The following is a 12,784-nucleotide window of genomic DNA, read 5'->3' on the forward strand; positions in this document are numbered from 1 at the left end:
TCGAAGAAAAGCGGAAATGCTCTACGCGCTTGCAAGCCTTGCGGTGGGCATGGAGGAATGCCGTGCCGCGATCTCCGCCGTCCGGTCGAGCACCAGCATGGCCTGATCGATAACGCCTGCAAGCGCTTCGGTGCTCTTGGCAGCCCCCACGACCAAGGGCGCGCTCAGGCAAATGCGAAGGGCGCTGGCCGGCATCTCGCCGAAATCGGCGCAGCGAACGGGCTGGCCAAGGCGCACGGCGGCGAACCCATCTTCCTCAATGGCCAGCTCCTTGTAGACCGCCGCGGTCTTGGCAGCGTTTAAGACATCTGCATCGCCAGCGTTGCGCAGATAGAACGAAAAGATCGAAGGGATTTCATCCCAGTGGCGAACCGACGGCACATCCCACAGGCAGCGCCGATCAAGGGGGCGGCTGTCCAGCAACGCAAAGGCGGGGTCGTTGGCAAGCCTGGCGGTTACGGCTTCGGCGAAGGCGGAGAGAACGGTAATGACCTGCTCTTCCGGAAGAGCGACGAAGGATTGCAATTCGAACAAAGCCGCCTTCCAGCGTAGCAGCAGGCCGAAATTGGCGCGCTCGGATAGCGTTTCGCGCGCTGCCCAACCCTTTGGCCATTCGGCCTTGCCGCAATAATCGGACAGAGCCGCCGGCAGGTGGCGATGCCTGAAGCGTTCCGACATTTGCGGGGGGCATAGAAGCGCGCCGCAGAAAATCGGTCCGGCAAGGAATTTCGAGCCCGTGAGCGCCACCATGAAGCCATGCGCGAGGTAAGCGCCGATCGTTGCCGCCGACAGGCGGAACTGGCAGCCATCGATCATGATGTCGAGCGCGTCGCCGAAACGCGCCTTAAGGCGCAGCACGGTTTCCAGGCTCGGAGCAAGCAAACTGGTCTTGGAGACATCGGTCACGACGAGCAGGCATCTCAAACCCGCAGCACGGCCGAGTTCGATCAGGCCCCGCAATTCTTCCTCGACCTCGATATCCGCACGAAGGGAACCGTCCTTGTTCCGGACGGCGATAGTCGCGTTGCGTGTTGCGTCGCCGGGCCGCAGCTCCTCGCCTTTGGCAACCGCGCGGTCGCTGCTGACACGCCCCATGAAATGCCGGCCGGCCGAAGCGGTCATGACGCCGCTGCCGGTCTCGTTGCCCATCAGCGTGATGGTCATCAAGGCGCGATCATCCTCACGCGCCAGAAGCGAGGCAGCAAAGAGATGGATGTCCGTGCCCGAGGTTGCCAGGATCGCATCAATGTGCGGTTGTCCGGCGACCTGGTTGAGGCCAAGCTGACGCAATAGATCCTGACGCACTCGTCCAATTTCACGCTCATAGATGGCTGCGACCGAGCCGGTTTCCATTTCGCGGACCAGACCGGCGTGGTAGGTCTTGACTTCGGCAAAGGCACCGGCGGAAATCGTCGACGCCGTGGAGGAGCCGAAGGCAAGGTCGCCCGGACGAGGCGCCGGGCCATAGCCATACATATTGAGGCCGCTGGCGGCATCGCAATCCAGCCGCTCGTCACCGCCCGAAACCAGGCACTTTAAAAGCGCCTCTCTCTCCCCATTCGATTGCTGCGACGACAGGCCCGCGATGGCATTGTTATCCAGGGCATTATCATCAGCAACTTGCTGCATGGAGAAGCATTCCTCTTGCGTCATGGGTGAAACGCATTGCGGGAGCGCCTTGCGTTCTCTGCCGGGCGGTACGCCTCCGGCAGCAGGACATTAGACCCGACAAGATGGAGCGAGGCTGACTTGGCCGCCTCACGAACATCGCTTGCAAACCAATTAAAAACCCGCGAGCCGGAGACCGCGGGTTCGAAGAAATAACGAGCAAAACTGCCTGTCAGCTTGCAGGTTCGAGCTTGTCCTGCGTCTTGGTCTCGAAGTCGCTGGCCTCATGGCGCTCGCGCAGCTGCTCGGACGGATCGCCCGTCATGCGATTGACCATTCGGCCGCGCTTGACCGCAGGACGCGAATAGACCTGCTCGGCCCAGCGCTGAACGTTCTTGTAATCCTGCACTTGCAGGAATTCGCCAGCGCCGTACTGCCAGCCCTTGGCAAGACCGCCATACCACGGCCAGATCGCAATATCGGCGATGGTGTAGTCGCTGCCGGCGATATATTCGCTTTCGGCAAGACGACGGTCGAGCACGTCGAGCTGGCGCTTCACTTCCATGGCGAAGCGATCGATCGCATATTCGATCTTTGTCGGGGCATAGGCAAAGAAATGGCCGAAGCCGCCGCCGAGATAGGGCGCGCTGCCCATCTGCCAGAACAGCCACGACAGGCATTCGGCGCGAGCCGGCTGCTCGGTCGGCAGGAAGGCACCGAACTTTTCGGCGAGATACATCAGGATAGAAGCCGATTCGAAAACGCGGACCGGCTGCGGGCCGCTGCGATCCAGCAAGGCCGGGATCTTCGAATTCGGATTGACGTCGACGAAACCGCTGCCGAACTGGTCGCCCTCGCCGATCTTGATCAGCCAGGCATCATATTCCGCGCCGCTGTGGCCGAGCGCCAGCAGCTCTTCGAGCATGATGGTAACCTTCACGCCATTCGGCGTACCGAGCGAATAAAGCTGCAGGGGATGACGCCCCACAGACAATTCCTTTTCATGGGTCGGCCCGGCGATCGGACGGTTGATATTGGCGAACTGGCCGCCATTGGCCTTGTTCCAAGTCCAGATTTTCGGCGGCGTGTATTCGGCAGAACCGGTCATGGGCATCCTCCTGTCTCGGGGAATCACGTTGGGGGTTGGTCTTCGATGTAGCGCGCTACAGGTGTGGCACATAGTGCCGGCCGTTCATTTTTGCGAGAGGAGGTCGTCGGTTTTCAACCAAGCCCGGATCGGAGATGGCACAAACGGCAGTGATCGCGTTTCGACACGCGCTGCGTGGCAGCGAGGATGAAGCGAAAATCGGTTGAATGTGGTCTGAAACGAAAAAGCCTGCCGCGGGAGGAGGTGCGGCAGGCTTTTTACAAGAACCGAACAGCGGACGGGAGGAGGAATGCCGCTGTTCCCGCAGTCGTCCCTGGGAGGAGGAGAAGGACGTCTGCAAAAACGAAGGGATGCGGGAGGAGATGCATCGCTTCGATGAGAAGGATAATAGCCAAGTTTTGCTCACTGCATAGGCATTTATTTGCAGGGCAGTTATGCGCTATGCGAAAAGCGGCTGGCTGAGTTGATCCGCTTACGGTTCAGATCAAAGCATGGAACGATAGCTTCCAGACAAAACAAAAGCGCCTGCTCTGGAGAACAGGCGCTGGCATAATGCAGCTTTATAAGGAGCCGTTGCGGCCGTTAGCGAGCGATGGCTGCTCGGGCAACATTGCGGATTTCGCCGCGATCGATACCCAGGTCATGCAGTTCGCGCGTGGACATACGGCCCAGTTCGGCGACCGTCTGACGATACTTGCGCCAGTTATTAAAAGAGCGTGCTACGTTCATGATGATCCCCTTTCCTTGGGCTTTCGAAGCTGAGCGGCCGTGCTTGGCGCTCCCGTCGCTTCGATGAGAGATATGTAGTCGAAACCCTCAGCCTTTTGCAGAGCTAAGAGATCACTGCACCCATGCATTCAATGCATGTCTCGCCCGGAAATAAGGCGGTTCCAATTCCCATTCGTCGCTGAAGCCTTTGTGATTTGCTGATGACACCGGCGTCTTTGTCTGCGAAAAGTAGGAGGATGAGAGACAGGGGCGCCCGCTTTCCGGCGGGCTGAGAAGGACCCTTCGAACCTGAACCAGATCATGCTGGCGGAGGGAGTCGCTCGGGACCTCGCGAAGTTCAGCACGTCGTCCCTTTGCGCCTCGCCCGCCCGAAAAGGGCGATATGCAAGACCAAACCACACTAGGCAATCTGCTTCATGCCATGCGGGCCAATCCGCCGCTGGTGCAATGCATCACCAATTTCGTCGCCATGAATATTGCGGCCAATGTGATGCTCGCAGCCGGGGCATCGCCGGCGATGGTGCATGCCGAAGAGGAAGCAGGCGAGTTTGCCGCGATCTCCGGCGCACTGACGATCAATATCGGCACGCTCTCGTCCGGCTGGCTTGCGGGCATGCTGAAGGCGGCTCGGTCGGCCAACGACGCCGGAAAGCCTTGGGTCCTCGATCCGGTCGCCCATTATGCGACCGGGTTTCGCCGCAAGGCGATCGGGCAATTGCTGGAGCTGCGGCCGACGATCATTCGCGGCAATGCATCCGAGATCATCGCGCTTGCCGGCGGCGCCAGCCGTGGCCAGGGCGTCGATAGCCGCGACGCCGTAGAGCAGGCGGAAGAATCCGCCCGGCAACTGGCTGAAAAGCACGGATGCGTGGTCGCCGTCACCGGCGTTACGGATCTCGTGACGGATGGGCAGAAGGCCAAGCGCATTGCCGGCGGTTCGCCATTCATGCCGCAGGTAACGGCCCTCGGCTGCTCGCTCACCTGCCTCGTCGGCGCCTTTGCGGCGGCAACGCCGGATGAGCCATTCGATGCAACCGTAGCGGCGCTCGCGGTCTTTGCCGTTGCCGGTGCGCAGGCGGGAGTGCCAGCCGAAGGCCCAGGCTCCTTCTCCTGGCGCTTCCTCGATGCACTCGCAGCCCTCACTCCGGAAATATTGGATCGCGACGCAAGGATATCGGCAGCATGAAAGACTTCGATCTCTCGCTCTACCTCGTTCTCGACCCCACGCTATGTGCCGACCTTGGCATGATCGAAACGACCCGGGCGGCCATTACCGGCGGCGCCACGATCGTACAGCTGCGCGACAAACATGCCTCGACCGCAGTCATGATCGAGACGGGCCGGGCTCTCAAACAGATCCTGCAGGGAACCAATGCCCGGCTGATCGTCAACGACAATGTCGAGGCTGCCATCGCCATCGGTGCCGATGGTCTGCATATCGGACAAGAGGACATGAATGCCGCCGAAGCGCGCCGCTTGATCGGGCCGAACATGATCCTCGGCCTCTCGGTGGAAACGGAAGCCCTCGCCTCCGCCATGGATGCTGGGATCGTCGACTATGCTGGGATAGGCCCGGTCTTTGCCACGGCAACCAAGCCCGACCACAAGCAACCGATCGGCTTCCATGGTCTCACCCGCATCGTCGGGCTCTGCCCGGTTCCTTCAGTCGCGATCGGCGGCCTCAAGGCAGAGCATGCGAGAGAGGTTTTCTCGTCCGGCGCGGACGGCCTTGCGGTCGTCTCGGCCATCTGCGGCCAACCGAACCCACAAGCCGCGACAGCCGTCATCGCGAACGCCATCAAGGAGGCCCGCCCATGATCCGCCCCGTGATTCGCAACGTCCTGTCCATCGCCGGCTCCGACCCATCCGGCGGCGCCGGCATCCAGGCTGACCTGAAGACCTTTTCCGCACGCGGCGTTTATGGAATGGCCGTCCTGACCGCCTTGACGGCGCAGAACACACAAGGCGTCACCGGCGTTCATCCGGTGCCGCCCTCTTTCGTGGCGGACCAGGTCCGGGCGATCTTCGCCGATATCCGTGTCGATGCCGTCAAGATCGGCATGATTGCCAACGCCGCAATTGCGGATGCCGTCGCGGACATTCTGGCACGACATCGCGATGTGCTCGTCGTGCTCGATCCCGTCATGATCGCCAAGGGTGGCGCCGCCCTGCTTGCCGCCGACGCCGTCGACGTGCTCACTATGCGGCTCTTGCCGCTGGCGACAATCATCACACCGAACCTGCCCGAGGCTGCGGCGCTGCTGCATGACACGGAGGCAGGAAGCCGCGAAGACATGGCCCGTCAGGCGCTTGCGCTGGCAGCGCTCGGACCTGCGGCAGCTCTCGTCAAGGGCGGTCATCTCGAGGGTGGAGAAAGTCCGGACGTGCTGGCAAGCGTCGGTCGCCTGACCTGGTTCGAAGCCGAACGGCTGCCGACGAAGAACACACACGGAACCGGTTGCACGCTTTCCAGCGCCATCGCAGCCGAGATCGCCAAGGGCTCGCCGCTCCCCGAAGCCATCGCAGCCGCCAAAGCCTATCTCGCCGCCGCGGTTGCCGCCGCAGGCGAGCTTTCGGTCGGCAGCGGCCACGGCCCCGTGCAGCATTTCCATGCGCTCTGGGCAGACGGAAAAGGAGTGAGAAAATGAGCTTGCCGATCAAGGATCAGATCGTCATCGTTTCCGGCGCCGGGCGCGGTCTCGGTGCCGCGATCGCTACAGCCGTTGCTCGCGAAGGCGCGAAGGTTGCCATCAACTATCGAGCAAGCCGCGAACGGGCAGAGGCGCTCGCAGCACAACTTGGCAATCATGCGAAAGCGTTCCAGGCCGATGTCCGCGATCTCGGAGATACGAAGCGGCTCGTTGCCGAGGTGACCGAGCATTTCGGAGCGCCAACGACGGTCGTCCATAATGCACTGGCCGATTTCAGCTTCAACGGCGATGCGCGCTCGAAATTGGACGCCTTGAGCTGGGCCGAGATGGCGATCCAGATGGAAACCGCGCTGCAGGGCGCCTTGAACCTGATACAGTCGGTTCGACCGGTAATGGCGCAGGCAGGCTTTGGCCGGATCGTCACGATCGGCACGAACCTTTTCCAGAATCCGGTGGTGCCCTATCACGATTATACCGCCGCCAAGGCGGCGCTGCTGTCGCTGACTCGCACGGCTGCGTCCGAACTCGGCCCGCTCGGGATCACCGTTAACATGGTCTCCGGCGGTCTTTTGCGCACGACCGATGCGAGCAGCGCAACGCCGGAAGCTGTTTTCGACATCATCGCCGCGAATACGCCGCTGCGTCGCGTCGCTACGCCCGAAGAGGCTGCCGATGCGGTGCTATTTTTTGCAAGTCCATGGGCACGCGCCATTACCGGGCAAAATCTTATCGTCGATGGTGGCCTCGTCTTCGGATAATAGCCCCAGAATAAAAAAGGCGCTGCCTGGGAGGGCAGCGCCAGCATTGAAGTCTTGGCAGCCGGATTGATTTTGTCCGCTCAAGCCCATCCCATGATCAGCACGCCGAAGAGGATGACGACGCCAACCACGATGCGGTAGATGACGAAAGGCCAGGTCGAGAAACGCTCCAAAAAGCGCATCAGTCCCCATATGGCGATGAAGGACGATATGCTGCCGACGATCAGGCCGACGATCAGGACGGACCAGGCTTCCATCGGAATATGCGCCTTGTAGAGCTCGAAGAGCTCCTTCAGACCGGCAAGCGCAATGGCCGGCAGGCCGAGCAGGAACGAGAACCGTGCGGCCTCATCGCGCTTCAGGCCAAGAAACAATGCGCCGGTCAGAGTCGAGCCCGAACGAGAGACACCGGGAACAAGCGCGCCGACCTGGGTGATGCCGACGAACAGGGCATCCATCAGTGTCATCTGCTCGATGCCCTTCCTGTGGCGGCTGTAGAGTTCGGCAACCGCCAGAAGCAGGCCCATGACAACGCAGGCGATGCCGATGACCCAAAGGCTGCGCAACGATGTGCCGCAGGCATTCAGGGACGACGAAAGCAGGAGGCCTGCAATGACGATCGGCACCGTTGCAATCACGATGGCGATCGCAAGCCGCATCGCGGGCGAGCGCCAATCCCTTTGCCTGATGGCATCGAGCGATCCGAAGGTGACGTAGCGAACGTCGCTCCAGAAATAGGAGACGATGGCGGCAAGGGCCGCAAGCTGCATCGCAGCCGAAAAGGCCGAACCCGGATCCTGCCAGCCGAGCAAGGCCGGCACCAGGCGCATATGGGCGGTGGATGAGACCGGCAGAAGCTCGGTCAATCCCTGCACGACACCCAGTATCGCGATCTTGGCATAGCCCAGGGCAACAAAGCCCGTGTCTACGCCTTGCGTACAAACATCAGCCACGTTTTGATATCCTCAGTTCTTCAAGGGGGCTTGGCACCGGAAGGGTGCGATGAACTTGCTGTGGAACCGTTTTCCGACACGAAGCCGGCGGCTGCCTTGTAGGACGCCGTCAATTCCGCGTTATGACAGGGTGAGGATATAGCCGCGCAGGCTGAACTCTATCTGAAATTGCTGGCCTTGATTTCCAGGTTTATCGGATTTCTAGCCTTCATCGTCCGGCAACGACTGCATGTAGCGGATGATGGCATAAAATGCGACGAGAAGGACCGCGGCGCCGGCCGCGCGATGGACGTCATGTGAGATAGCATGATGATGTCTCACCATAAGGCAAGCCAGATTATAAAGGGTTATGACGGCCGCTGTCAGAACAGGAGCCAGGAAGAGCGCCATATTCCGCTGAATGAAATTGCCCATTACGCACACCTCGTTTGACATATGGCCAGATTCCACAAGGAATGGGGAGGAATTAGGACAGAGCCACCTCGCCCGTCAGCCATTGCGGCCCACGTCGCTCCGCATCCAGGTCACTTCGCATCAAGATCACTTCGTATAGAGCGCGCGGGATCTCTCCAGATGCTTGAGCATCGCCTGTTCTGCTCCATCGGCATCGTTCTTCGCCAGACGCGCGAGGATTTCCTCATGCTCGACCAGCGTGAACTTTTCCTTGCCGGTCCAGATCAGCATATCGGTGTGATAGGCCTTCAGCCATGCCAGCATGGCCTCGCTGACGGCGGCGAAAATCGGATTGCCTGAAATCTGGGCGATGCGCGTGTGGAACTGCATGTCGGCCGAAATGAACTCCTCCGCATCGCCCAAGGACACGCGCTGACGCTCGATGATGCCGTTGAGATCGGCGATATCCTTTTCGGTGGCGCGCTGCGCCGCCTCGCGCGCCATGCCGCGCTCGAAGAAGATGCGCGCGCTCTTCAAATGTTCGAGTGAGTCGGATGATTGGGAGAGCATGATCTTGGCGGTCAGGTCGACCTGCCGGAAGATCGATTTCGCCGTGAGCTGAAGAACCTTGGCGCGCTCGCCATGCGAAATATTCACCAGCCCCATATTGGCGAGCGCCTGCATGGCTTCGCGAATCGCCGGACGGCCGACGCCGAAACGCTCCATGAGGACGCGTTCGGATGGCATCTCGTCGCCTGGCTTGAGTTCGCCCGATGTGATCAACCGTTCCAGCCGGTCGAATACCTCATCCGACAGCTTTCGACGTACAATTTGTTCGACAGGCTGGCCCATGGAACCCCGCTTTCCCAAAGCCTTTTCTCCCTTATGCATTTTTGGCCGCCGCGGCGGAAGCCCATACGAAACGTGTTATCGACTACCGGGCAAAAAAATCGTTGCAGAAGTTGGGATACTCATTATACCAGATCACCAGTTTACGCCACGCGAAAATCGTCGGCGAGAGGAGCATTCAGTCGCTTATGACCATCACCGTCACCTACCGTATCGAAACGCCCGGCAGCATCGAGGCGATGGCCCGCAAGATCGCCAGCGATCAATCGACCGGCACCTTCGTTGCCGTGCCCGGCGAAACGGAAGAACTCAAGGCACGCGTCGCCGCTCGCGTCACCGCGATTAGCCCGCTTTCTGATGCGGAGCGTCCGACTTGGCCGGAAGTGGCCGATGGGCATGGCCCGATCCACCGCGCCGATGTCGATATCGCCTTCCCGCTGGACGCGATCGGCACCGATCTTGCGGCGCTGATGACGATCGCCATCGGCGGCGTCTTCTCGATCAAGGGCATGACCGGCATCCGCATCGTCGACATGAAGCTGCCGAAGGCCTTTGGCGACGCGCATCCCGGCCCGCAATTCGGTGTTGCCGGCAGCATGCGCCTGACCGGCGTCAGCGGCCGTCCGATCATCGGCACCATCGTCAAGCCGGCGCTCGGTCTGCGGCCGCAGGAAACGGCTGCCCTCGTCGGCGAATTGATCGGTTCCGGCGTCGATTTCATCAAGGACGACGAAAAGCTGATGAGCCCGGCCTATTCGCCGCTCAAAGAGCGCGTCGAGGCCATCATGCCGCTGATCCTCGATCACGAGCAGAAAACCGGCAAAAAGGTCATGTATGCCTTCGGCATTTCGCATGCCGATCCCGACGAGATGATGCGCAACCACGATCTGGTGTTGAAGGCCGGCGGCAATTGCGCTGTCGTCAACATCAACTCCATCGGCTTCGGCGGCATGAGTTTCCTGCGCAAACGCTCCGGGCTGGTGCTGCATGCACATCGCAACGGCTGGGACATCCTGACCCGCCATCCCGGCGCCGGCATGGATTTTAGGGTTTACCAGCAGTTCTGGCGCCTGCTGGGTGTCGATCAGTTCCAGATCAACGGCATCAGGGTCAAATACTGGGAGCCGGACGACAGCTTCGTCGAATCCTTCAAGGCCGTAAGCACGCCGCTCTTCGATCCCACAGACTGTCCGCTTCCCGTTGCCGGTTCCGGCCAATGGGGGGGGCAAGCGCCCGAAACCTACCAACGCACCGGCCGGACCACGGATCTTCTCTATCTCTGCGGCGGGGGCATCGTTAGCCATCCCTTTGGACCGGCTGCCGGCGTTCGCGCCATCCAGCAGGCATGGCAGGCGGCGGTTTCGGACATACCACTTGCCGACTATGCGAAGGATCATCCGGAGCTTGCCGCCTCGATCGCAAAATTCAGTGACGGCAAGGACGCCTGATAGCGATGTCCAAACTTCTTCTCAGCTATTATGGCGACGACTTCACCGGCTCCACCGACGTCATGGAGGCCCTCGCCTCGAATGGGGTGCCGACGGCCCTCTTCCTCGGCGTTCCCAGCGAGGCCATGCTGGAGCGGTTCAAGGATTGCCGCGCCATTGGCATTGCCGGTACCAGCCGCAGCGAAACACCGCAATGGATGGACGAGCATCTAACGCCTGCCTTCACATGGCTCAGGAGTCTCGATGCCGCCATATGCCACTACAAGATCTGCTCGACCTTCGATTCCAGCCCAAAGATCGGCAACATCGGCAAGGCGATCGAGATCGGCAAGCGGCTCTTTCAGCAATCCGTCGTGCCTGTTGTCGTTGGGGCGCCGCAGCTGAAACGCTACACCGCCTTCGGCCACCTTTTCGCGGCCTATCAGGGCCAGGTTTTCCGGATCGACCGGCATCCGGTCATGAGCCGGCATCCGGTCACGCCGATGGATGAGGCCGATCTGGCCGTTCATTTGAGCAAGCAGACGTCCCTTCCTGTCAGCCTCGCGGATCTCGTCACGCTCCGGGCAGCCGATGCCGATAAGCGGATCGATGCGCTGGCAGGAGTGGATGAGGGTATCCTGCTTCTCGATGTCGACAGCCAGGAAACACAGGCCGCTGCGGGACACCAGCTATGGCGGCTTGCAGGCAAGGGCAACGCCTTCGTGGCGGGCTCATCCGGTGTCGAATATGCCCTTCTCAATGCCTGGCACAACGAAGGCCTGATCGGAGAGAAACCGGAATTCGCAGCTCCCGGCAAGGTCGATCGCCTGGCGGTCGTTTCTGGCAGCGTATCGCCGACGACGGAACGACAAATCCGCCGGGCCACGGCTGACGGTTTTGACGACATCGATCTCGATCCCTTGGCGCTCGTCGGCGAGGACGCCGAACACGCTCTGGAAAAGGCGGTCACTTCCGGAATTGTCAGCCTCAAGGCCGGCCGCAGCGTCATTCTTCATACAGCGCTCGGCCCATCCGCCGACCGCGGCGGCGACATCGACCGTATTCCCGGCGCGCGGCATCGCCTCGGACAGGCTCTCGGCACGATCCTGCGGCGGCTGATCGAACAGGAAAATCTCCGCCGCGCTGTCATTGCCGGCGGCGACACGTCGAGCCACGCCCTGAAGGAACTGCGCGTCGAGGCACTGACAACCCTCCTGCCATTGCCCCAGACGCCGGGCTCGCCGCTTTGCACAGCCCATGGCAGCTACGCCCCCACCAATGGCCTGCAGATCGCGCTGAAGGGCGGGCAGGTCGGCACCGACGACTACTTCGCGCAGATCCGCGACGGCAGAGGGTCCTAGTCGCATATTTTCGGGCATACATTGGCATACTCATTGACTCATCATACCACTTACGATACCACAGTCCGAAAGTGAACGAGGGACTAACATGACTGCAATTGCTCTTTTCGGCGCCGGAGGCAAAATGGGTTACCGGCTCGCCAAGAACCTGAAAGGTTCGCGTTTCGATGTGCGCCATGTCGAGGTCAGCGATGCCGGCAATGCACGCCTGAAGAATGATCTTTCCGTCGATTGCGTACCGGCCGATGCCGCACTCGATGGCGCGGACGTTGTTATCCTTGCCGTGCCTGATACGGCGATCGGCAAGGTTGCCGCCGGCATCGTCGACAAGCTGAAGCTCGGCACGATGGTCGTCGCGCTCGACGCCGCCGCCCCCTTCGCCGGTCATTTGCCGCACCGTGAAGATCTTACCTACTTCGTTACCCATCCCTGCCATCCGCCGATCTTCAACGACGAGACCGACATGCAGGCGAAGAAGGACCATTTCGGCGGTCTCTTTGCCAAGCAGCACATCGTTTCGGCGCTGATGCAGGGTCCGGAAAGCGCTTATGCTCTCGGCGAGGAAATCGCCAAGGTCATCTGGGCGCCCGTCATGCGCTCGCACCGCGTCACCGTCGAGCAGATGGCGATGCTGGAGCCGGGCCTTTCAGAAACCGTTTGCGCCTCGCTGCTCGTCGTCATGCGTCAGGCCATGGACGAGTGCGTCGCCCGCGGCGTTCCGGCGGAAGCTGCCCGTGACTTCCTGCTCGGCCACATGAATGTGCTCGGCGCCGTCATCTTCAAGGAAGTTGATGGCGTGTTCTCCGATGCCTGCAACAAGGCGATCGAATTCGGCATCCCTGCCCTGATGCGCGACGACTGGAAGAAAGTGTTCGAGCCGCAGGAGATCGCGGAAAGCATCCGTCGCATCACCTGATCGACGTCCCGGGGAGGGTTCGCCCTCCCCT

General features: G+C 61.1%; 12 protein-coding genes and 1 riboswitch. Of the genes, 7 read left to right on the forward strand and 5 right to left on the reverse strand.

What is annotated here, in order from left to right; all coding sequences use genetic code 11:
- Window positions 1–21: 21 nt before the first annotated feature.
- From ACPYOP_RS08160 to ACPYOP_RS08170, 3 genes are all read right to left on the reverse strand, one after another.
- The gene (locus ACPYOP_RS08160; RefSeq protein ID WP_481409880.1) at window positions 22–1,629 is read right to left on the reverse strand and encodes a hypothetical protein; all 1,608 of its coding nucleotides are present in this window, start codon (window positions 1,627–1,629) and stop codon (window positions 22–24) included.
- 211 nt (window positions 1,630–1,840) lie between these two features.
- The gene (yghU, locus tag ACPYOP_RS08165) at window positions 1,841–2,716 is read right to left on the reverse strand and encodes a glutathione-dependent disulfide-bond oxidoreductase (RefSeq protein ID WP_481409881.1); all 876 of its coding nucleotides are present in this window, start codon (window positions 2,714–2,716) and stop codon (window positions 1,841–1,843) included.
- Between the two features lie 582 nt (window positions 2,717–3,298).
- Complete coding sequence (locus ACPYOP_RS08170) at window positions 3,299–3,445, reverse strand: DUF1127 domain-containing protein (RefSeq protein ID WP_015342994.1); 147 nt, start codon at window positions 3,443–3,445, stop codon at window positions 3,299–3,301.
- 235 nt (window positions 3,446–3,680) lie between these two features.
- Window positions 3,681–3,777: riboswitch (TPP riboswitch) on the forward strand.
- A 50-nt stretch (window positions 3,778–3,827) separates the two neighbouring features.
- Between ACPYOP_RS08170 and thiM the strand changes: the two genes are divergently transcribed.
- Genes thiM through ACPYOP_RS08190 form a run of 4 tightly spaced genes read left to right on the forward strand, consistent with a single transcriptional unit; the run spans window position 3,828 to window position 6,854 of the window.
- Entirely contained in the window at window positions 3,828–4,631 is an 804-nt protein-coding gene (gene thiM / locus ACPYOP_RS08175; RefSeq protein WP_481409882.1) for a hydroxyethylthiazole kinase, read from the forward strand.
- Window positions 4,628–5,263 carry a thiamine phosphate synthase gene (gene thiE, locus ACPYOP_RS08180; protein WP_481409883.1) on the forward strand — a complete coding sequence of 212 codons (636 nt, stop codon included), beginning with the start codon at window positions 4,628–4,630 and terminating at the stop codon, window positions 5,261–5,263. The genes thiM and thiE overlap by 4 nt, the downstream gene beginning before the upstream one ends.
- An 8-nt stretch (window positions 5,264–5,271) precedes the next feature.
- Window positions 5,272–6,093, forward strand: a complete 822-nt coding sequence (thiD, locus tag ACPYOP_RS08185; RefSeq protein ID WP_481409932.1) for a bifunctional hydroxymethylpyrimidine kinase/phosphomethylpyrimidine kinase — start codon at window positions 5,272–5,274, stop codon at window positions 6,091–6,093.
- Entirely contained in the window at window positions 6,090–6,854 is a 765-nt protein-coding gene (locus ACPYOP_RS08190) for a 3-oxoacyl-ACP reductase (protein ID WP_481409884.1), read from the forward strand. The genes thiD and ACPYOP_RS08190 overlap by 4 nt, the downstream gene beginning before the upstream one ends.
- Before the next feature lie 80 nt (window positions 6,855–6,934).
- Here the strand turns inward: ACPYOP_RS08190 and ACPYOP_RS08195 are convergent, their stop codons facing one another.
- Window positions 6,935–7,807, reverse strand: coding sequence for an undecaprenyl-diphosphate phosphatase (locus tag ACPYOP_RS08195; protein WP_481409885.1), 873 nt, complete (start codon window positions 7,805–7,807; stop codon window positions 6,935–6,937).
- Window positions 7,808–8,347: 540 nt separating this feature from the next.
- Window positions 8,348–9,052 (reverse strand): transcriptional regulator NanR, encoded by a 705-nt coding sequence (locus ACPYOP_RS08200; RefSeq protein WP_481409886.1) that lies wholly within the window; start codon window positions 9,050–9,052, stop codon window positions 8,348–8,350.
- Window positions 9,053–9,237: 185 nt separating this feature from the next.
- Between ACPYOP_RS08200 and oiaX the strand changes: the two genes are divergently transcribed.
- The 3 genes from oiaX (at window position 9,238) to ACPYOP_RS08215 (ending at window position 12,753) form a co-directional block, all read left to right on the forward strand.
- On the forward strand, window positions 9,238–10,497 hold the full coding sequence (gene oiaX / locus ACPYOP_RS08205) for a 3-oxo-isoapionate-4-phosphate decarboxylase OiaX (RefSeq protein ID WP_481409887.1): 1,260 nt from the start codon (window positions 9,238–9,240) through the stop codon (window positions 10,495–10,497).
- A gap of 5 nt (window positions 10,498–10,502) precedes the next feature.
- Window positions 10,503–11,837 carry a four-carbon acid sugar kinase family protein gene (locus ACPYOP_RS08210; protein WP_481409888.1) on the forward strand — a complete coding sequence of 445 codons (1,335 nt, stop codon included), beginning with the start codon at window positions 10,503–10,505 and terminating at the stop codon, window positions 11,835–11,837.
- Window positions 11,838–11,925: 88 nt separating this feature from the next.
- Window positions 11,926–12,753 (forward strand): phosphogluconate dehydrogenase C-terminal domain-containing protein, encoded by an 828-nt coding sequence (locus ACPYOP_RS08215; RefSeq protein ID WP_481409889.1) that lies wholly within the window; start codon window positions 11,926–11,928, stop codon window positions 12,751–12,753.
- Window positions 12,754–12,784: the final 31 nt, after the last annotated feature.

It is taken from the genome of Rhizobium sp. KNZ2-6A, from assembly GCF_056755475.1.